Raw genomic sequence first — 23,679 nt, 5'->3', positions numbered from 1 at the left:
CGCCTGCCGCCGTGCCACCACGCCGAGGAGATTCGCATGGCCACCAGCCCCGACCGACTGCCGCTCACCGCAGCACAGCTGGGACTGTGGTCCGCGCAACGCCTCGACCCGGCCAACCCGGTCCACCTCGCCGCCGAGTACGTGGAACTGACCGGGCCCCTGGACGAGGCCCTCTTCGCCGGGGCGCTGCGGCAGGCGGTGGGGGAGACGGAGGCCCTCGGCGTCGCCTTCGCCGCCGACGGGGACCGGGTGTGGCAGACCCCGGGCGCCGTGCCCCCGGCCGCGCCCGTCCTGCTCGACCTGCGGGGCGCGGCGGACGCCCGCGCCGAGGCCCTCGCCTGGATGGACCGGGACCGGTCGGTGCCGGTGGCCCTGGAGGGCGGCGAACTCTACCGGCACGCCCTGCTGCGCGTCGGCGAGCGGACCTGGCTCTGGTACCACCGCTGCCACCACATCCTCCTCGACGCCTACGGCTTCCTGCGGTTCGCCGAACGCGTCGCCGAGATCTACCGGGCGCGCGCGGCGAAGGAGGAGCCGCCCCCGTGCGGCTTCCGCCCCCTCGGGGAAGCCGTCGCCTTCGACCAGGAGTACACGGGGTCGCAGGCGGAGGCCGCCGACGCGGAGTTCTGGCACCAGCACCTCGCGGACCTGCCCCGCCCCGCCACCCTCGCCGCCGCCGAACCCCCCGGCGCGGCCCATCACTTCACCCGGCACCGGCTGACCCTGCCCGCCGGGGAAGCGGCGGCCCTGAACGCGTTCGCCGAGCAGTCCAGGGCGACCTGGCCCGAAGTCGTCATCGCCGCCTGGTCGCTGTATCTGACCCGGCTGACGGGCAGCGCCGAAGCCGTCGTCGGGCTGCCCGTGATGAACCGCATGGGCAGCGTCCTGTCCCAGGTCCCCACCACCGTCGTCAACGTCGTGCCGCTGCGCGTCCCGGTCCCCGCGCGCGACCCCTTCGGCACGCTGGTCAGGTCCGTCGTCCGGGGGCTGCGCCGACAGCGCCGCCACCAGCGCTACCGCGGTGAACAACTCCGCCGCGACCTCGGCCTGTTCGGGCAGGGCCGCCGCCTGGTCGGACCCCAGCTCAACCTCAAGCCCTTCCCTGCCGAACTGTCCTTCGGTGCCTGCGCGGGCACCACCCACTACCTGGCAGCCGGAGCCGTCGACGACCTCACCGTCACCGTCAGCGGCCAGACCGGGGCCCGCGGCCTCGACATCACCTTCGACGCCCACCCCGACCTGTACGACGCCGCCGACGTCGCCGCCCACGCGCGGCGCTTCACCTCGCTCCTGGAACGGCTCCCGTCCTTGGGCACCGGCCTCCCCACCGGCCGGGTCCGCGTCCTGGAACCCGCCGAGGAACAGCGGGTCCTCGACGACTTCAACGCGGCGGCCGACGCCGGGACGGACCACGCCCCCGACCTCTCCGCCGCGTTCGACGCACAGGCCGCCCTGACCCCGGGGGCCGTGGCGGTGCAGAGCGGCGACCGCCTGCTGACGTACGGCGAACTCCGCACGCGCGTCGACGCGTTGAGCGCGGTGCTGCGCGCCCGGGGGGCCCGCCGCGGCACCCTCGTGGCCGTCGCCCTGCCCCGCACGGAAGCCCTCCCGGTCACCCTGCTCGCCGTCGCCAGGACCGGCGCGGGCTATGTGCCGCTCGACCCCGACTATCCCGCCGACCGTATCCGGCACATGCTGGACGACAGCGCGCCGGTGCTCCTCGTCTCCGACCGGGCGGACCGCGCCGAGCCCTGGCGCACGGACGTGGCCACGGTGACGGTGGACGCCACCGGGGTGGCGGACCCGGCCGGGGTGGCGGACCCGGCCGAGGTGGCGGACCCGGCCGAGGTGGCGGACCCGGCCGAGGTGGCGGACCCGACCGGGGTGGCGGACCCCGCAGGGACGGCGACCGAGCCCCCCGCCCACCAGGAGCCCGCCGACGCGCGGGAAGCGGCCCCGGCGCCGCACCCCGCCGACACCGCGTACGTCATCTACACCTCCGGGTCCACCGGGCGCCCCAAGGGCGTCGTCGTCCCGCGCGGTGCCCTCGCCAACTTCCTCGCGGCCATGGCCGACCGGGTCCGGCTCACCCCGCGCGACCGGCTGCTCGCCGTCACGACGGTGTCCTTCGACATCGCGGCCCTGGAACTCTTCGTGCCGCTGCTCAGCGGTGCCCGCGTCGTGCTCGCCGGGACCGGCGACGTACGCGACCCCTTCGCGCTGCGCGACCTGATCGAGGTCTCGGCCCCGACGGTCATGCAGGCCACCCCCTCCCTGTGGCGGGTGCTCAGCGAGGCCGCCCCGCAGTCCCTCACCGGCGTGCGCACGCTCAGCGGCGGCGAGCCCCTGCCGCCCGACCTCGCCGCGAGGCTGCGGGAGCTGGGGGCGGGCCTGACCAATCTGTACGGGCCGACCGAGACGACGATCTGGTCCACGGCCGGCGCCCCGGCCGCGGGCGATGCCCCGCACGTCGGGTCCCCGGTGCGCCGGACCCGCGCCTACGTCCTCGACGCCACCCTGAACCCGGCCCCCGTGGGCCGCACGGGAGAGCTGTACCTGGCCGGGTACGGCGTCGCCGACGGCTATCTGCACCGGACCGCCCTGACCGCCGAACGTTTCCCCGCCGACCCCTACGGGCCGCCGGGTACCCGCATGTACCGCACCGGCGACCTCGCCCGCTGGCGCCACGACGGCGTCCTCGTCCTCGCGGGCCGCGCCGACGAACAGCTCAAGATCCGCGGCCACCGGGTGGAGCCGGGCGAGATCGAGGCCGCCCTCCTCGCCCACCCCGGCGTCCGGGAGGCCGCGGTGGTCGCACGCCCGGTGCCGGAGGGCGGGACGGCGCTGGTCGCCTACTACGTGGAAGCAGGTGCCGCGGGCGCCCCAGGGGCGGAGGGCGCGGACCCGTCCGCCGACGCGGCGGGTGCCCTCGGGACGGAGGAGGCGGGCGGGTCGGCCGCCCCGTCCGCCGATGCGTACGCCGACGCGGCGGGGCTCCGCGCCTGGCTCGCGCGGGGCCTGCCCGAGCACATGGTGCCCGGCCTCTTCGTCGCCCTGCCCGCGCTGCCCCGCACGCCCAACGGCAAGACCGACCGCGGGGCGCTCCCCGCGCCCGCCGCGGGGCCGGGCGCGGCGGGCCGGGCGCCGCGCGCGGGTGCCGAGGCGCTGCTGTGCGCGCTGTTCGCCCGTGTGCTCGGACTCCCCGAAGCCGGCGTCGACGACGACTTCTTCGCCCTCGGCGGGCACTCGCTTTCCGGCGCCCGCCTCGTCACCGCGGTACGGGCGGAGGCGGGCGTGGAACTGCCCGTCCGGGCCCTGTTCGACCACCCGACCCCCGCCGCGCTGAGCGCCCTCATGGATAAGGCCGCCGCGTCCACGGAACCGCTGCGGCCGCAGCCCAGACCCGGGCGCCTCCCGCTCTCCTTCGGCCAGCGGCGGCTCTGGTTCCTGTACGCGGCCGAGGGCCCGGACGCCGCGTACAACATCCCCCTCGCCGTACGGCTCACCGGCCGCCCCGACCTCGGCGCGCTGCGGCAGGCCGCGGGTGACCTGGCGCGCCGGCACGACGTGCTGCGCACCGTGTACCCCGCCACCGCGGGCGAGCCGTACCAGCAGGTCCTGCACGGGCCCGACGCGGACCCCGAAGTCACCGCCCACCGGGTGACCGAGGAGGAACTGGAGCGGCGGCTCACCGCGGAGGCCGCGCGGCCCTTCGCCATCGACCGTGAAGTGCCCCTGCGCATCGTGCTGTTCAGCACCGAAGGCGGCACCGGAGGCGGCGTCGCCGACGGCACCGGAGACAGCACCGGAGGCGAAGAGCACACCCTGCTCCTGGTGCTGCACCACATCGCGGGCGACGAGGCGTCCCTCGCCCCGCTCCTGAAGGACCTGGCCCTGGCCCACGCGGCCCGCAGCGAGGGCCGCGCCCCGGCCCTGACACCCCCCGCGGTCGACTACGCCGACTACACCCTCTGGCAGCGGCGCGTCGTCGCCAGGGACGACACCCGACACGCCGACCATTGGCGTGACCAACTGAACGCCGCACCCGCCCAGCTGACCCTCCCGTGGGCGAGGCCCCGCCCCACCCGGGCCGGAGGACCCGCCGCGACCCACGACTTCACCCTCGACGCAGGACTCCTCGCGCGGGTACGCGACCTGGCCCTGACCTCCCGTACCAGCACCTTCATGGTGCTGCACGCCGCCTTCGCCGCCACCCTGTCCCAGCTGGGCTGCGGCGAGGACATCGTGCTCGGCACCCCGGTCGCGGGCAGGGACGACGAGGCGCTGCGCGACGCGGTGGGCCTGTTCATCAACACCGTCGTGCTCCGCGCGGACCTCACCGGGGCACCGGACTTCAGGCAGCTCCTGGAGCGGGTCAGGGAGACCGACCTGGCCGCCATCGACCACCGGACGCTGCCGTTCGAGCGCGTCGTCGAGGCCGTCAACCCGCCGCGCGAGCCCGGCCTGAGCCCGCTCTTCCAGACACTGTTCGCGGTCCGCGAGGAGTTCTCCGCGGAGCCCGTGTTCCCCGGCCAGAGCGGCCGTCCGCGCCTCGTCGACACCGGCCTCGCCAAGTTCGACCTCCAGTTCACCGTCAGCGAGGACACCGCGCGCGGCACCGCCCGCGGACAGCTCGAGTACCGCCGCGACCTCCTCGACGCCCCCGCGGCCGTCCGCGTCGCCGACGCGTTCGTCCACCTCCTCGACCAGGTGACCGCCGCCCCCGACCGCCCGCTGCCCACGGTCGACGTCCTGCCCGCCGCCGAACGCGCCGGGCTCCTGGCGGCCGCGGACACCACCGAACGGGCCGTGCCCGCCGTCGGCCTCGGCAGGCTCTGCGCCGAACAGGCCGCGCGCACCCCCGACAGGACCGCCCTCGTCAGCGGCGCGGAACAGCTCTCGTACCGGGACCTAGACGACCGCTCGGCGCGCCTCGCCAGCCTCCTCACCCGCCACGGCGCCGCACCCGGCACCCTCGTCGGCGTCAGCCTGCCCCGCGGCACCGGCCTCCTGGTCACCCTCCTCGCCGTGGCCCGGACCGGAGCCGCCTATCTGCCCGTCGACCCCGACTTCCCCGCGGAGCGCGTCCGACGGCTGCTCGCCGACGCCGCCCCCGCGCTCCTCGTCACCGACGGCGCCACCGCGGCGGCCCTCCACCCCGCGCCCCGCACCGGTGACACAGCCCCGGAGCGGGACCTCCTGCTCCTCGACGACGAGCGGGTGCGCGACGAGCTCACCCGGTGCGAACCGCTGCCGCCCGCCACCCCCCTCCACGGCGACCAGCCCGCCTACGTCATCCACACCTCGGGCTCCACCGGCCACCCCAAGGGCGTCGTCGTCACCGAGCGGGCCGTCACCAACCTGCTGCTCTGCCTGGCCGAGACGCTGGATTTCGACGGCACCGAGCGGCTCCTCGCGGTGACCACCGTCGGCTTCGACATCGCCGTGCTCGAACTGTTCCTGCCCCTGGTCACCGGCGGCACCGTGATCCTCGCCGACCGCGACCAGGTCCGCGATCCCGCCCTGCTCGCCGCACTCCTCGGGGACCGCGACGCCACCGTCATGCAGGCGACGCCCTCCCTGTGGCGTGCGCTCCTCGACGCCGAGCCGCAGGCCGTGCGGGGGCGGCGCGTCCTGACCGGCGGCGAGGCCCTCACCGCCGAACTCGCCCGCGGACTCACCTCGTACGGCGCCGAGGTGGTGAACCTGTACGGCCCCACCGAGACCACCGTCTGGTCCACTCTCGCCGCCCTGTCCGCGGACGCGGCCGACGAGCCGCACGTCGGCAACCCGCTGTGGAACACCCGCGCCCACGTCCTCGGGCGCGGCCTCAGGCCGGTGCCCGACGGGATCACGGGAGAGCTCTACCTGGCCGGTGACGGACTCGCCCAGGGATACCTGGGCCGGCCCGGCGCGACCGCCGAACGCTTCACCGCCGACCCCTACGGGCCGCCCGGAAGCAGGATGTACCGCACCGGCGACCTCGCCCGGCGCCGCCCCGACGGCACCCTCACCGTCGTCGGCAGGGCCGACCACCAGGTGAAGATCCGGGGCCACCGCGTGGAGCCCGGCGAGGTCGCGGCGGCACTGCGCACCGATCCGCGCGTCAAGGACGCCGCCGTCGTCGCGCACACCGGACCGCGGCACCCGGCTCCGGTGCTCGTCGCCTACGTGGTGGGTCCCCGCGACGAGGCGCAGGCACAGCAGGTCCGCGAGGCCCTGAAGGACCGTCTGCCGGACTACCTGGTGCCCGCCGTGTGCGTCCCGGTGGACGCCCTGCCGCTGACACCGAACGGCAAGCTCGACCGTGCCGCGCTGCCCGAGCCGCGGCTGCGCGCCGGTGCCGGGCGGGCGCCGCGCGGACAGCGCGAGGAACTGCTCGCCGGACTGTTCGCCGAGGTGCTCGGCGTGCCGCACGTCGGAGCCGACGACGACTTCTTCCAGCTCGGCGGCCACTCGCTGCTCGCCGCCCGGCTCGCGGGCCGGGCCGCCGCCGCGCTCGGCCCCTCCGGGCCGACCGTCCGGCACGTCTTCGAGACGCCCACCGTCGCGGGGCTCGCCGAGAGGGCGCGGGCCGCTTCCGCCGCGGGCGCCGGGGCGGACATCGCGGACGCCGGAGCAGGCGCGGAGGCGGGCGCGGGTGCGCGAGCGGGCGTCGCGGGCGCGGGCCCCGTGTCCGGTGGCGTGCCGCGGCCCGTCCTCGCCCGGGTGCGACAGCGACCTGAACGTCCGCCGTTGTCGCCCGCCCAGGCCAGGCTCTGGTTCCTCAGCGGGCTCGAAGGCCAGGACACCGCCTACCACCTGCCGTTCCTGCTCACCCTCGAAGGGGACGTCGACCACACCGCGCTGCGCACCGCGATCCTCGACCTGGTCGAGCGCCACGAGGTGCTGCGCACCGTCTTCCCCGCCGCCGACGGCACCCCCCACCAGCAACTCCTCGACCCCACCGTGCCGTTCGAAGAGCGCACCGTCGCCGACGCCGACGCGCGCGAGGCCGCCCTCGACGACCTCTGCCTGCGCCCGTTCGACCTCGCCACCCGGCCGCCGCTGCGCGTCACCGTGCTGCGCGAACCCACCCGTACGACGGTGCTGCTGCTCCTGCACCACATCGCGGGCGACGAAGGGTCGGTGGAGCCGCTCCTCACCGACCTGTCCACCGCCTACGCCGCACGGTGCGCGGGGAAGCAGCCCGACTGGCCCGCCCTTGAGATCGGTTACGCCGACTACGCGCTGTGGCAGCGGGACCTCCTCGCGGGCCCGCACCACCGGGAGCACCTGGGCTTCTGGCGCGGCGCCCTTGCCGGTGCCCCGCGCGTCCTGGAACTGCCCACCGACCGGCAGCGCCCCGCCCGGCCCAGCGGCCGCGGCGGCTTCGTTCCCGTCGACGTTCCCGACGAGGTGGCGGCGGCGGTACGGCGGCTGGCGCGGGAAGCCGGAGTCACCCCGTTCATGGTGGTCCAGGCCGCGGTGGCGGCGCTCCTGCGCGCGGTGGGCGCGGGTGACGACATCCCCCTCGGCGTGCCCACGGCGGGCCGCGGCGAGCGCGCCACCGAGGCCCTCGTCGGCTTCTTCGTCAACACGCTGGTGCTGCGCACCGACCTGTCGGGACGCCCCACGTTCCGGGCCCTGCTCGACCGTGTGCGGGCCACGACCCTGGACGCCTTCGACCACGCGGACGTGCCGTTCGAGCGGGTGGTGGAGGACCTCAACCCGCAGCGCTCGGCCGCCAACCCGCTGTTCCAGGTGATGCTGACCTACCAGAGCCGCACCGCGCCCCCGTTCACGGCACCCGGCGTCGACGCCGCGTTCCGGCTGCGCGAGACACCCACCGCCAAGTTCGACCTGACCTTCGGCTTCACCGACCACCTGGACTCCGGGCGGCTCGAAGGCGCCGTCAACTACAGCGCCGACCTCTTCGACCCCGCCACCGTCGAACGCCTCGCCCGCTGCCTGGTCACCCTGCTCGGTGCCGCCACCGCCACCCCCGACGAACCCCTGGACCGCCTGCCCGTCCTCACCCCCGACGAGCACGCCGCCCTCCTGGACGCGGGGAACCCCGGCGCGGTCCTCGACGGTCCGGTCCACGACGGCGCACCGGACGTGGCCGCGCGCTTCGCCGCCGCCGCGGCAGCCCACCCGGACGCCGTGGCCGTACGCCACCAGGGGCACTCCCTCACGTACCGGGAACTCGACCGGCGCACCAACGCCACCGCCCGGCTCCTGATGGCCCGCGGCGCCGGACCGGAGCAGCGTGTGGCGCTGCTCCTGCCGCGCTCCCTCACCCTGGTCGAGGCCGTCGTCGCCGTCGCCAAGACCGGCGCCGCCTACGTCCCGCTCGACCCCGGCCACCCCGCCGACCGCCGCACCTGGACGCTCACCGACGCCGCCCCCGCCCTCGTCCTCACCGACGCCACCACCACGCACCTGCTCCCCGCGGGCCCGCACGCCTGGGACGCCCTCGACCTGGACGACCCGGCGACCACCGCGGCCCGGGACGCCCTGCCCGACGGTCCCGTCCACGACGGCGAGCGCCCCGCGCCGCTCGACCCCGAACACGCCGCGTACCTGATCTACACCTCCGGCTCCACCGGCCGCCCCAAGGGCGTCGTGGTCACCCGCCGCAACCTCGCCCGGCTCTTCGACGCCACCCGGGACCGCTTCGCGTTCGGGCCCGCCGACGTGTGGACGCTGTTCCACTCCTACGCCTTCGACTTCTCCGTCTGGGAGATGTGGGGCGCGCTCCTGCACGGCGGACGCCTCGTCGTCGTGCCCGCGGACGTCACCCGGTCCGCCCCCGACTTCCTGCGGCTGCTGCACGACGAGGGCGTCACCGTCCTCAACCAGACCCCGTCCGCCTGCTACCAGCTCACGGAGGCCCTGACCGCCGGCGAAGGCCCGCGCCCCGCCGCCCTGCGCTGGATCGTGTTCGGCGGCGAGGCCCTCGACCCGGGGCGCGTGGCCCTCTGGACGGCGCTGCCCGACGCGCCCCGGCTCCTCAACATGTACGGGATCACCGAGACCACCGTGCACGTCACCCAGTACGAACTGACCGGGCAGCGGATCCGCGACGCCGCCGCGCGCGGCGCGAGCCCCGTCGGCCGCGCCATCGACGACCTGCGCCTGTACGTCCTCGACGGGGCGCTGCGCCCGGTGCCGCCGGGCGTCACCGGTGAACTGTACGTCGCGGGCGGCGGCCTGGCCCGCGGCTACCGCGGCCGGTCCGCACTCACCGCGGACCGCTTCGTCGCCGACCCCTACGGCGCGCCCGGCACCCGCATGTACCGCAGCGGCGACCTGGCCCGCAGGACCGCCGACGGAGAGCTGCACTACCTCGGCAGGGCCGACCGGCAGATCGCCCTGCGCGGCTTCCGGGTGGAGACCGCGGAGATCGAAGCTGTCCTGTGCGGCCGCGGCGGCGCCCCCTCGGCCGCCGTCGTCCTGCGCACCGACCTGCCCACAGGGCCCGGCCTCGTCGCCTACACCACCGGCGGCATCGACCCACGGACCCTGCGGGCGGCGTGCGCGGAGACACTCCCCGAGTACATGGCCCCCACCGCCTTCGTCGCCGTCGGCGCACTGCCGCTGACCGCCAACGGCAAACTGGACACGGCCGCCCTGCCGCTGCCCGAGCAGCCCCGCGCCGAGGGCGGCAGGGCCCCGCGCACCGAGCGGGAACGGCTGCTCGCCGACCAGTTCCGGGCCGTCCTTGGCTGCGGCCCCGTCGGCCTGGACGACGACTTCTTCGTGCTCGGCGGCCACTCGCTGCTCGTGACCCGGCTCGCGGGCCGCATCCGCGACGCGCTGGGCGTCACCCTGCCCGTCCGCACCCTCTTCGAACGCCGGACCGTCGCCGAACTCGCCGCACACCCCGACCTCGCGGACACCCCGGATCCGACACCCGCGGCGACCGGCCCGGGGCACGCGACGGCATCGGCGCCGACCGGTCCGGGCCACGCACCCGCGCCGAGGCCGAGGGCGGCACGCCCCGAGCACCTCCCGCTCTCCCCGGCCCAGGCCCGCCTGTGGTTCCTGCACCGGCTCGCCGGGTCGGCCACCACGTACACCGTGCCGCTGCTCCTGCGCCCGCGCGGCGCCCTCGACACCGACGCCCTGACCCGCGCCCTCACGGCGCTGACCCGCCGTCACGAGATCCTGCGCACCGTCTACCCCGAGCACGAGGGCCGCCCCGTGCAGCAGGTCCTGCCCACCGCCGCCCCGGCGCTCGCGCCCGCCGCCGTCGCCCCCGACGACACCGTCGAGGACACCGCGCGGCGCCTGGCCGCCGTCGAGTTCGACCTGGAGCAGGAGCCGCCGCTCCGCGCCCACCTGCTCACCGCCCCGGACGGCACCCGGGCCCTGCTGCTCGTCCTGCACCACATCGCCTTCGACGAGCGGTCCACCGCACCCCTCACCCGCGACCTCGCCGCGCTGTACGCGAGCGCGCTGCACGGCACACCCGAGCCGCCCGCACCGCGCATGCAGTACGCCGACTACACACTCGCGCAGGTGGACGCCCTCGCCGCGCGCGAGGAGCGGCTGCTCGCCCACTGGCGCACGGCCCTCGCGGACGCACCCGCCGAGATCCGGCTGCCCCTCGACCGGCCGCGCGCCGCCGAGGTCGACCAGCGCGGCGACTCCGCCGAGTTCACCGTCCCCGCAGCCGTCCACCGCGCCGCGGCACAGCTCGCCGCCGACAGCGGGACCACCCTCTTCATGACCCTCCAGGCGACGCTCGCCGCGCTGCTCACCGCGCACGGCGCGGGCACCGACCTGCCCCTCGGCACCGTCCTCAGCGGCCGCGACGACGAACGCCTCCAGGACCTGCCGGGCCTGGTCGCCAACACCGTGGTGCTGCGCACCGACACCTCCGGCGACCCCTCGTTCCGCGACCTGCTCGCCCGCGTACGGGACACCGACCTGACCGCGTTCGAACACGGCGAGCTGCCCTTCGAACGACTGGTGGACGAGCTCGCCCCCGAACGGTCCCTCTCCCGGCACCCGCTCTTCCAGGTCGCCGTCATCCACCAGAACGCGCCCGCGCACACCGTGGACTTCGCCGCCGTGCCCACCGAGGTGCAGCTCGTGGAGACCCGCGGCGCCAAGTTCGACCTGACGCTCGCCGTGGTCGAGCGGCACGGCAGGGACGGCCTGCGGGCCGCGTTCAACTACCGCACCGCGCTGTTCGACCGGCGGACGGCCGCCGCCCTCGGCCGCCGGTTCACCGCACTCCTCGACTGGCTGTGCCGCCACCCCGACCGGCCGATCGGCGAGGCCCCCGTCACCGACGCGGAGGAGCGCCGGGCCCTCGCCCGCCGGACCGCCGAGGCACGGCACGACGTACCCGCCACGACGCTGCCCGCACTCGTGCGCCGCCAGTGCGCCCGCACCCCGGCGGCGGAGGCACTGCGCGACGGCGCCCGCCGCTGGACGTACGCCGAGTTCGACACCGAGGCCGACCGGATGGCCGGGCTGCTCGCCGAGCGCGGCGTGGGCCGCGGCGACGTGGTGGCCGTCGCGCTGCCGCGCTCCGCCGAACTCGTGCTCGCCCTGCACGCCGTGCAGCGGGCCGGCGCCGCCTACCTGCCGGTCGACCCCGACTGGCCCGCCGCCCGCGTCAGGTCGCTGCTCACCGACGCCGGGGCCGTGCTCCTGGTCGCCGCGTCGACGGCCCCCGGCCTCGGCTGCGCGCCCGTGCCCGAACCCGGCACGGACGGGGAACTCCCGCCCCTCGCCCCGCGCGACGGGCTGCCGCCACTGCTCGACCTCACCGCGCAGGCCGTGCCCGGCCGCAGCGCGAAGCCACGGGCCGCGGAGCCCGGCGACCCCGCGTACCTGATCTTCACCTCCGGCTCGACGGGCCGCCCCAAGGGCGTCGTCGTCCCGCAGTCGGCCGTCGTCAACCGGCTCCTGTGGGCCCAGGACACCTACCGCCTCACCGCCGACGACCGGGTGCTCCTGAAGACACCGGCCACCTTCGACGTGTCCGTGTGGGAGCTGTTCTGGCCGCTGCTCGCCGGAGCCGGCCTGGTGGTCGCGGGGCCCGACGACCACCGCGACCCGGCCCGCGTCGCCCGGCTGCTGCGCGAGCACGCCATCACCACGGTGCACTTCGTGCCGTCCATGCTGGCCGCCTTCACCGCCGCCGCCGAACCCGGCGACTGCGCCGCGCTGCGCCGCGTCCTCGCCAGCGGCGAGGCCCTGACCGCCGCGGTCGTCGCCGACACGCTGCGGCTCGCTCCGCACACCGCCGTGCACAACCTGTACGGACCCACCGAAGCGGCCGTCGACGTCACCGCCCGGCACGTCACCCCGCACGACGTCACCTCGGGCCGCATCCCCATCGGCCGCCCCGTGTGGAACACCGAGGCTCTCGTCCTCGACGACCGCCTGCGCCACCTGCCGCCCGGAGCCACCGGTGAGCTCTACCTCGCCGGCGCCCAGCTCGCCCACGGCTACCGGGGCCGCGCGGCCCTCACCGCCGAACGGTTCGTCGCCCACCCCTACGGCCCGCCCGGCGCCCGGCTCTACCGCACCGGCGACCTGGCCCGCCGCCGCCACGACGGCGAACTCGAACACCTGGGCCGCACCGACGACCAGCTGAAGCTGCGCGGCCAGCGCGTCGAACCCGGCGAGATCCAGACGGCCCTGGAGACCCATCCGCGGGTCGCCCACGCCGCGGTCGCCGCCCGCACCGACACCCGGACCGGCACGACGCACCTCATCGGGTACGTGGTCCCGCGCCCGGCGGACGCCCCCGAGGACCTGCTCGCCGCACTCAGGGCACATCTCACCGCCCGCCTGCCCGCGCACCTCGTCCCCACCGCCCTCGTCGAGCTCGATGCCCTGCCGGTCACGCCCAACGGCAAACTGGACCGCGAGGCGCTGCCCGAACCGGAGTTCACGTCCGGCGAGACCTGGGCGGAGCCGCGGACCGCGGCCGAACGGACCCTCGCCGGTGTCTTCGCCGACCTGCTGCACGTCGAGCGCGTCGGCCTCGACGACAGCTTCTTCGCCCTGGGCGGCGACAGCATCCTGTCCATCCAGCTCGTCGGCGCGGCCCGCAAGGAAGGGCTCCGCCTCACTCCCCAGGACGTCTTCCGGCAGCGGACGGTGCGCGGACTGCTGTCCGTCGCGGGGCAGGACGCGGCGGGCGCGGACGCGCTGGACACCTCGGCCCCGGACCCGGCCTCGGGCTCGGTGGCGCTGGTCCCCGGCGCCGACTGGCCGGTGACGCCGCTCCAGGAGGGACTGCTCTTCCTGTCGCAGTACGACGCGCAGTCCGGCCCGACGCACGACGCGCAGTCCGCTACGCACTCCGCCCCGCAGTCCGCTACGCGGTCCGGCTCGCGGGGCGACGCCGCCTCCGACACCCTCGACCCGTACCACGTACAGGTCGTGATCAGGCTGACCGGAGCCGTCGACCTGGCGCGGCTGCGCGCCGCCCTCGACATGGTGACGGAGCGGCACGTCCCGCTGCGCACGGCCTTCACCGGCGTCGACGGCACCTGGACGCAGCGCGCCGAGAGCAGTGTCCAGGCCGATCTGACCGAACTCGACCTGCGGCGCCGCCGCCCCAAGGAACGCGACCGGCGCGCCCGGCGGCGCGTCGAGGACGAGCGGATCCGCCGCTTCGACCTCGCCGCCGCGCCCCTGCTGCGCTGCGTCCTGATCCGCCACGACGACACCACCAGCGATCTCGTGCTCACCGCGCACCACCTCGTCGTCGACGGCTGGTCCGTGCCGCTCCTGGTGCGCGAGGTCCTGCACGGCTACGGCGGCACCGCCCTCGCCGACGCCCCGCACTACCCCGACCACCTCCGCTGGCTCGCCGCCCAGGACCGCGCGGGTGCCCGCGAGGCCTGGCGGGACGCGCTCGACGGGATCACCGGGCCGACCCTCCTGGCACCCGGACACTCCGGCGGCGACCTGCCCGAGGAGCACACCCTGCGCCTCGACGCCGAACTCACCGGCCGCCTCGGCGCGTTCGTGAGGTCCCGGGACCTCACCCTCAGCACCCTGCTCCAGACCGCCTGGGGACTGGTCCTCGGCGCCCACACCGGCCGCCGCGACGTGGTGTTCGGGACGGTGGTCGCCGGGCGCCCGCCGGAGGTGCCCGGGGCGACCGAGATGATCGGTCTGTTCGTCAACACCGTTCCCGTACGCGTCCGTACGCGCCCCGAGGAGACCGTGGAGGCGCTGCTCGCCCGGGTGCGGGACGAGTTCACGGCCCTGCTGCCGCACCACCACCTGGGTCTTGCCGACATCCAGCGCACCACCGGGCACGGCACGCTCTTCGACACGCTCACCGCCCTGGAGAACTACCCCGCCGACGAACTGTCCGCCCTGGGCGCCGCCGCGGGGCTCGGAGTCGACGACGTACGCGGCCACGACGCCACCCACTATCCGCTGACCTTCGTCGCCGTCCCCGGCCGCGAACTCACCCTGCGCTTCTCGCACAGGACCGGCGCCGTGCCCCGGGAGCGGGTCGTCGCCCTCGCCGGGCGCGTACGGCAGGTCCTGCACACCCTGGTGACGGCGCCAGGGACCCGGGTCCACACCCTCGACCTGCTCCTGGACGACGAGCGCACGGCACTCGCGGCAGCCCTGGCGGGGCCGCCCGCCGCACCCGTGCGCACCTGGGCGCGGCTCGTCGCCGAACAGGTGGCGGCGCGCCCCGGCGCGACGGCCGTGGACGCCCCCGACGGGGAGCTGAGCTACGCGCGGCTCGACGCGCGCGCCCGGCAGCTGGCGGCACGGCTCGCCAACGCGGGCGTCCGCCCCGGCGACGTCGTCGCCGTCGTGCTGCCGCGCTCCACCGAACTCGTCGTGGCGCAGCTCGCCGTGCAACAAGCGGGCGCCGCCCACCTGCCCGTCGACCCGGACTACCCCGACGAGCGGATCCGCCACATGCTGACCGACGCGGCACCCCGCCTGGTCCTCACCCACCGCGAGCTCGGCGCGCGCTTCACGGACGGGCTGTTCGTGGACGACGACGGCGACACGGCCGAGGACCATCCTGCGGGCTCCTTCCGGGACGTGCCGGTCACCGCCGGGCATGCCGCGTACGTCATCTACACCTCGGGCTCCACCGGCCGGCCCAAGGGCGTGGTCACCACGCACCGCGGGCTCGCGTCGCTGGCCGCCGCGCAGGCCGAGCGGCTGGCTCTCGACCCCACGAGCCGGGTGCTGCAACTCGCCTCGCCGTCGTTCGACGCCTCGGTGATGGAAACCCTCATGGCGCTGGCCACGGGCGCCACCCTGGTCGTCCCCGAACCCGGTCCGCTCGCGGGCGAACCCCTCGGCGAGACACTGGCGGCGCGGCGCGTCAGCCACGCACTGATCCCGCCGACCGCGCTCACCGGGCTCGCCCCGGACGGCCTCGACTCGCTGCGCACCCTGGTGGTCGGCGGCGAGGCCTGCGCCCCGTCCCTCGCCGCCCGCTGGGCGCCGGGCCGCCGCATGGTCAACGCCTACGGCCCGACCGAGGCCACCGCCTGCGTCTCCATGAGCGCCCCGCTCGACCCCGCGGCCCCGCCGCCCATCGGCACCCCCATGACCGGGGTGCGCCTGCACGTGCTCGACGGCATGCTGCGGCCGGTTCCGCCGCACGTGGTGGGCGAGTTGTACGCGGCTGGGCCCGGTGTGGCCGAGGGCTACCTGGGCCGCCCCGCACTCACCGCCGAGCGCTTCGTCGCCGAGCCGGGCGGCGCGCCGGGCAGCCGCATGTACCGCACCGGCGACCTGGTCTCCCGCGACGGGCACGGCGTCCTGCACCACCACGGCCGCGCCGACGACCAGATCAAGATCCGCGGCTTCCGGGTCGAGCCCGGGGAGATCGTGGCCGCGCTGCACGCCGCCGTTCCGCTGCGCGCGGCGGCGGTGACGGTGCACCAGGACGCGGCGGGCGGGCCGCGCAGGCTCGTCGGCTACTTGGTTCCGGCGGGGGAGCCTTCACCGGGGGAGTCCGCAGCGGGGCGGAACTCTGCGGGACCGGGGGACGGGGGAGCCGCCCTCGGTACCGACGAGGTACCGGGAGACGGGGGAGCCGCCCTCGGTACCGGCGAGGACTTCGGTGCCGGTACCGACGGGGGCTTCGGTGCCGACGTCCTGCGTGCCGCCCTCGCCCGGACCCTGCCCGACCACATGGTGCCGAGCGCCTTCGTCACCGTGCCCGCGCTCCCCGTCACCCCGAACGGCAAGCTGGACCGGGCCGCGCTGCCCGCGCCGGACTTCGCGTCGGCGGTCGGTGGTGCCGTGTGCGAGGGGCCCGAGGAGGAGGCCCTCGCGGCCGCCTTCGCCGAGGTGCTCGGGCTGCCGTCCGTCGGCGCCGAGGACGACTTCTTCGCCCTCGGCGGGGACAGCATCCTCTCCCTCCAGCTCGTCGCCCGCGCCCGCGCGGCAGGGCTGCGCGTCACCCCGCGGGAGATCTTCGAGCATCCCACCGTGCGCCGCCTCGCCGCGCTCCTGACGGCCCGTGGAGCCGCCCTCGCGCCGACGCGGACCGGCCCCGCCGTACCGGACATGCCCGGGACCGGCGCCGTCCCGCTGACGCCGATCATGCACTGGCTCGCCGGACGCGGGGGCCCCGTCGGCAGGTTCAGCCAGTCGATGCTCCTGACGCTCCCCGCGGGGATCACGCGGGACCGTCTCGGTGAGCTCCTCGCGGCGGTCCTGCGACGGCACGAGGTGCTGCGGGCCAGGGTGGACCTGACCGCCGGGACGTTCGAGGTGCCGCCGGTGGGCGACGGCGAGCACGTTGCGGCGGAGCGCGACACGGGGACGGCGGTCCTCGAACTGCGCACGTGCGACTGCCGGCTGAGTCCGGAGCAGCTGGACGCGGAGGTGTCCGAACTGGCCGACGGCCTAGACCCGGAGGCCGGGCGGATGGTGCGGGCTCGGGCCTACCTCCCCGCGGAGGGCGACGGCCGCCCCGGACACGCCGGTCGCGGCAGGCTGCTCCTCGTCGTCCATCACCTCGTCGTGGACGGTGTCTCCTGGCGCATCCTCCAGGAGGACCTCGCCCAGGCCTGGGCGGACATGGACGCGGGACGGCTCCCCGAACCCGCCCCCGTACCGACGTCCTTCCGCATGTGGAGCCACGCCCTGCGCCGGCAGGCGGCCCTGCGCGGCGGCGAACTCGCCCTGTGGCGCGACGTCCTGGACGCCCCCGGCTCGCTCCCGGGCGTCGCCGCGGGCCCGCTCGGCACGGTGGGCGACGCCCGGCACACCACCGTCACCCTCGCCCCCGAGCACACCCGGCCGCTGCTGACCCGGGCCGCGGAGGCGTACGGCGCCCGCGTCCAGGACGTCCTGCTCGCCGCGCTCGCCACCGCCGTGCGCGCCTGGAGCGGCGAGGACACGGTGCGCTTCCTCGCCCATGTCGAGGGGCACGGCCGCGAGGAGCACATCGAGGACGGCCTCGACCTGTCCCGTACGGTCGGCTGGTTCACCAGCCTCTACCCGGTGCGCCTGGAGGCCGCCGCCGACGAGCCGCCGGGGCGGACGGTCGCGCGCACCAGAGACCTGCTGGGGCGCCTGCCCGACAGCGGCATCGGCCACGGCCTGCTGCGCCACCTGGCACCGGAGCACACCGCCGGACTCGCCGCGCTGCCCACGCCGTCGCTCGCCTTCAACTACCTCGGCCGGTTCGGCGCGGGCACCGCGGCCGCCGAGCGGGCCTGGACCACGGCGCCGGAAGCGGGCGTCCTCGGCGGTGCCGTGGACGACGCGCTGCCGATGGCGCACGCGGTGGAGGTCAACGCCGTCACGCGGGACACCCCCGCGGGCCCCGCACTGCACACCCGGTTCACCTGGGCGCCGGGTGCGCTCGCCGACGCGGACGCCGCCGGACTCGCCCGGCACTGGATGACGGCCCTGGAGACCCTCGCGGCCCCCGGAGCGTCCGGTGCCCCCGGCGCGCGAGCGCAGTCGCTCTCCCCGCTCAGCCCTGAAGAGACAGCACAGCTCGACGCCCGTTGGAGGAACCGGTGAGTGCGGAGTACGGCATCCATGGCACGGACGCGGACGCGGACAGGGACCCGGCCACGGAAACGGGCCGAGGCAGCGGCGGCGGGCTGGAGGACGTCCTGCCGCTCTCGCCCCTCCAGGAAGGCCTGCTGTTCCACGCGGACCTCGCCACCGGGTCCCTGGACGTCTACACGCTGCGCCTGGTGTTCCGGCTCCGCGGCGATCTCGACACCGGCGCGCTGCGGGCCGCCGTCGACACCGTGCTGCGCCGCCACCCCAACCTGCGCGCCGCGTTCCTCCAGGACGGCCTGGAGCGCCCGGTGCAGGCCGTCCCCGCCGACTGGACGGTGCCGTGGCGGGAGCGCGACCTGCGGGACGCGTCCGCGCACGACCGGACGGCCGAGGAGGAGCGGGTGCTGGAGGAGGAGCGCGCCCACCGCTTCGACCTGACCCGCCCGCCGCTGCTGCGGGTGACGCTGCTCAGGACCGGCGACGCCGCGTACACGCTGGTGCTGACCGCACATCACATCGTGCTCGACGGCTGGTCGATGCCGCTGTTCGGCAAGGAACTGTTCGAGGCGTACGCGCGCCGGCGCGACCCCGCCGCGCCCGGCCTGCCCACGCCCCGCCCCTACCGGGACTTCCTCGCCTGGCTCGCACGCCAGGACCGGGCCGCGGCCGAGCACGCCTGGCGCGAGGCACTCGCGGGGCTCGCCGAACCCACTCTCCTCGCGCCCGCCCCCACCGGCGCGGTCGTCCCCGCGCCCCCGCGGGAACGCGAACTGCGGCTCGCCCCGGGGACCGCCGAACGCCTCGCGACCCTCGGCGCCCGGCACGGGCTCACCCCGGCAAGCGTCCACCAGACCGCGTGGGGCGCCGCGCTCGCCCGCGTCACCGGGCGCTCCGACGTCGTTTTCGGCACCACCGTCTCGGGCCGCCCCGCGGACCTGGACGGCGCCGAGGCGATGATCGGCCTGTTCATCAACACCCTGCCCGTCGCCGTGCACGCCCCGCCGTGGCGCGGACTCGGCGCGACCGCGCGCGCCCTCCAGGGGCAGCAGGCCGCGCTCCTCGACCACCAGCACCTCGGCCTCGCCCGCATCCAGCAACTGGCGGGCCTGGGAGAGCTGTTCGACACACTCCTGGTCGTCGAGAACTTCGGCGTCGACTCCGAGGGACTCGCCCGGGTGCAGGCCGCCGCCGGTCTCACCGTCGATTCCGTGACCGGCGAGGACGCCACCCACTACGCGGTGACGCTGGTGGTCCACCCCGGCCCCCGCCCCCGGATCGTCCTGCGCCACCGGCCCGACCTGATCACCGCGGACCGCGCGGCGGCCCTGGGCGCCGCCTTCGTCCGCGTCCTTGACGCCCTGGCCGCCGACCCCGAACAGGCCCTCGGAGCGGTCGAACTCCTCTCGGCACCCGAGCGCCGCAGGGTCCTGGAGGACGGCGACGCCCTCCTGGAGGAACCGTTCCCGGACGCCGCGGACGACGGGCGCGGGGTCACCGGCGGCAGCATCACCGAGCGGTTCGCTGCCGTGTCCGCCCGGCACGCCGGGCGCGTCGCCGTCACCGACGGAGCCACCCACCTCACGTACGCCGAACTCGACGAGCGGTCCAACCGCGTCGCGCACCTGCTGCGGCAGCGCGGCGCGGGCCCCGGCACCCTGATCGCCCTGTCCCTGCCGCCGTCCGCCACGCAGCTCTGCGCGATCCTCGGCGTCCTCAAGTCCGGCGCCGGATACCTCCCGCTCGCCCCGGACGCGCCCGCCGACCGCGTCGCCGGTCAACTGGACACCGCGCGCCCGCTGCTCGGCCTCACCCTCGGCGACGGCACGCGTCCGCCCGGCACCGACTGGATCGCCCTCGACGCCCCGGACACCGCCCGCGACCTCGCCGCGCAAGCCGCCACCGCGCCGGACGTCACCGGCGACCCGCGGGCCGTCGCATACGTCATCCACACCTCGGGCTCCACCGGCCGCCCCAAGGGCGTGGTCGTCGAGCACCGCAACGTCCTGCGGCTCCTGGACGTCACCGACGAGGAGTTCGGCTTCGACCACACCGACGTCTGGACGCTGTTCCACTCGTACGCCTTCGACTTCTCCGTCTGGGAGATCTTCGGCGCGCTCCTGTACGGCGGCAGGCTCGTCGTCGTGCCCCGCGCGGTGACCCGGGCGCCCGAGGAGTTCGCCGCCCTGCTCCGCCGGGAACGCGTGACCGTCCTGAACCAGACGCCCTCGGCCTTCCACCAGCTCGCCGAAGCCGTGCTCGGCGCCACCGAGGGGCTGCCCGACCTGCGGACCGTCGTGTTCGGCGGCGAGGCACTGGACCCGGCACGGCTCGACGCCTGGCGCGCGCGGCACGGCGCCGACGGCCCCGACCTCGTCAACATGTACGGCATCACCGAGACGACCGTGCACGTCACCCACCACCTGCTCGACGACGCGGCGGAGGACGGCACGCCTCAGGACGGCACGCCTCAGGCCGACAGGGGGAGCGAGGCGCCTCTCAGCCCCGTCGGCCGGCCCCTGGACGACCTCTCCGTACGGCTGCTCGACTCCGCGCTGCGGCCCGTCGCCCCCGGCGCGATCGGCGAACTGTACGTCGCCGGGCCGGGCCTGGCCCGCGGCTACCTCGGCGCGACCGCGCTCACCGCCACCCGGTTCGTCGCCCACCCCTTCGGCCCGCCCGGTGACCGCATGTACCGCACCGGCGACCTGGCCCGGTGGACGGCCGACGGCGAACTCGACCATCTGGGGCGCGCCGACGAGCAGGTGCAGATCCGCGGGTTCCGGGTGGAGCCCGGCGAGGCCCGCGCCGCCCTGGCCGCACTCGACGGGGTCGCCGACGCCGTCGTCGTCGCCCGCCCCGCCCCCGACGGCGGCACCCGCCTCATCGGCTACGTCACCGCCGCCGGACCCGAACCCCTCGACCCGGCCGCGCTGCGCGCCGCGCTCGGTACGCGCCTGCCCGACTACCTCGTACCCGCCGCCGTGATCCCGGTGGACCACTGGCCCCTGACCGGCAACGGCAAGCTCGACCGCGCCGCGCTGCCCGCACCCGAGGAGCGGACCGAGGACGGCGGCAGGGCCCCCGCGACACCGCAGGAGGAGATCATCGCCGGGCTCTTCGCCGACGTGCTCGGGCGGCCCGACGTCAGCGCGGACGCCGACTTCTTCACCCTCGGCGGGCACTCGCTCCTCGCCACCCGCCTCGCCTCCCGCGTCCGCGGCGCCCTCGACGTCGAGATCTCGGTGCGGGACGTCTTCGAGGCGCCGAGCGTCGCCGCGCTCGCCGCCCGCCTCCGCACGGCCACCGCGGCCGGCACCCCGCTGCGGGCCGCCCGCACCCGCCCGCCGGAACTGCCCCTCTCGGCGGCACAGCGACGGCTGTGGTTCCTGCACCACCTGCACGGCGCCGACGCCACCTACACCATCCCCTTCGTGGCCCGGCTCACCGGACCGCTGGACGTCACCGCGCTGCGCGCCGCCGTCGTCGACGTCCTGACCCGCCACGAGAGCCTGCGCACCGTCTTCCCCGCCACCGACGGCCAGCCGTACCAGCACGTCCGCACGCCGGACGAAGTGCCCCCGCAGCTGCCCGTGGTGGACACCGCGGACGGCGAACTCGCCGCGCGGGTCGAGGAACTGACACGCACGGTCTTCGACATCGAACAAGACATCCCGCTGCGCGCGACACTCCTTCGGCTCGCGCCCGAGCAGCACGTCGTCGTCCTCGTCGTCCACCACATCGCCGCCGACCAGTGGTCGGCGCGGCCCCTCCTCACCGACCTCGCGACCGCGTACGAGGCGCGCTGCGCGGGCCGGCCGCCCCATCTGCCGCCGCTTCCCGTGCAGTACGCCGACTACGCCCTGTGGCAGCGCGAGACCCTGGGCGAACAGGGCCCCGAGGAGCAGGTTGCCTACTGGCGGCGGCAGCTCGCGGGCCTTCCGCAGGAGCTGACGCTGCCCGCCGACCGCGGCCGTCCCGCCGTGCCGAGCCACCGCGGCGGCTTCGCCCGCTTCACCGTGCCCGCCGCCGCGCACCGCCGGATGCGGGAACTCGCCAGGTCCCGGGCGAGCTCGCTGTTCATGGTCGCGCACACCGCGCTCGCCGCCCTGCTCAGCAAGGTCGGCGCCGGACACGACGTGGTGATCGGCACGCCCGTCGCGGGCCGCGCCGACACCGCGCTCGACGACCTCGTCGGCTTCTTCGTCAACAACCTCGTGCTGCGCACCGACGTCAGCGGCGACCCCACCTTCCAGGAACTGCTCGGCCGGGTGCGGGAGACCGACCTGGCCGCGTACGCCCACGCCGACGTGCCCTTCGAGCACCTGGTGGACGTGGTCGGCGAGGAGCGCTCCCTGGCCCGGCATCCGCTGTTCCAGGTGATGCTCGCGCACGAGAACCACGCGGGCGAGGAGATCGGGCTGCCCGGCGTCACCACCACGACGGTCCCCGCGACCGGCGGCGCCGCCAAGTTCGACCTGACGTTCACCCTCGCTGAGCGGGACGGCGCCGACGGCATCGACGGCGTCGTCGAATACGCGCGGGACCTCTTCGACGCCGCCACCGCCGAGGCGCTCGCCCGCCGCTTCGTCCGCCTCGTCGAAGCCGCGTGCGCGGACCCGGACGCGCCGCTGCACCGCCTCGACGTCCTCGACCCCGCCGAACGCGCGGCCCTCCTCGCCCCCGCCCCGGCCCCGGCGCCCGCCGCGCCCGCGGGCGCCGCCACCCTGCCCGGACTCTTCGCGGCCCAGGCCGCGGCGCACCCGGACGCCCCCGCCCTGGCCGGCGAGTCCGCCCTCGGCACCGGCGGCACCGAACTGACCTACGCCCGGCTCGACTCCGCGGCCGACCGCCTCGCCGAACGGCTCGTCGCGCACGGCGTGCGCCCCGAGGACCGCGTCGCCGTCGTGCTGCCCCGCACCGTCGAAGCGATCGTCGCGCTGCTCGCGGTCACCAAGGCGGGCGCGGTCTACCTGCCCGTCGACCCCGCCTACCCGGCCGAGCGCATCGCGTACATGCTCGACGACGCGGCACCCGTGCTCGCCGTCGTCGCGCCCGGGACCGACCACCCCGGCCTGAAGGGCCTGCCGCTCCTGACCCCGGACGCCGCCACGGCCGCGGAACCCGGCAAGGACCCCGGGGTCTGGCGCGAGCTGCGGCCCGACGCCGCCGCGTACGTCATCTACACCTCGGGTTCCACGGGTCGCCCCAAGGGCGTCGTCGTCACCCACGGCGGTCTGCCCGCCCTCGCGCGCACGGTGACCGACGCGTTCGGCACCGGACCCGGCTCCCGGGTCCTGCAGTTCGCCTCGCTCAGCTTCGACACCTCGGTGTGGGAGATCGTCATGGCGCTGCTCTCCGGCGCCGCCCTGGAGATCGTGCCCGCCGAACGCCGCCTCGGCGCGCCGCTCGCCGCGTTCCTCGCCGAACGCCGCGTCACGCACCTGACCGTGCCGCCCGCCGTCCTCGCCGCGCTGCCCGGCGACGCCGTGCCCGCGGGCGCCACGCTGATCGTCGCCGGCGAGGCCTGCACCCCCGAGCTGGTCCGCGAACGGGCGCACGGCACCCGCATGTTCAACTCCTACGGCCCCACCGAGACCACCGTCGACGCCACCCTGTGGACCTGCGACCCCGACGCGCTGCGCGAAGGCCCCGTACCCGTGGGCCGCCCCGTCGCCGAGACCGGCGTCCACCTCCTGGACG

General features: G+C 76.3%; 2 protein-coding genes (1 of these 2 cut by a window edge). Both read left to right on the top strand.

Features of this window, described 5'->3' with window-relative positions; genetic code table 11:
* The first annotated feature begins 36 nt into the window (after window positions 1–36).
* Window positions 37–17,991 carry a non-ribosomal peptide synthetase gene (locus GPA10_RS28815; protein ID WP_157168042.1) on the top strand — a complete coding sequence of 5,985 codons (17,955 nt, stop codon included), beginning with the start codon at window positions 37–39 and terminating at the stop codon, window positions 17,989–17,991.
* Window positions 17,988–23,679, top strand: partial view of a non-ribosomal peptide synthetase gene (locus GPA10_RS41870; protein WP_343041427.1) — the beginning only. It continues 11,264 nt past the right edge of the window; only the first 5,692 of its 16,956 coding nucleotides appear in the window; the start codon lies at window positions 17,988–17,990; its stop codon lies off the right edge, out of view. Before GPA10_RS28815 ends, GPA10_RS41870 begins: the two co-directional genes overlap by 4 nt.

Source organism: Streptomyces typhae (assembly GCF_009755605.1).
Lineage (GTDB): Bacteria > Actinomycetota > Actinomycetes > Streptomycetales > Streptomycetaceae > Streptomyces > Streptomyces typhae.
This window is presented reverse-complemented; position numbering and strand designations above follow the sequence as displayed.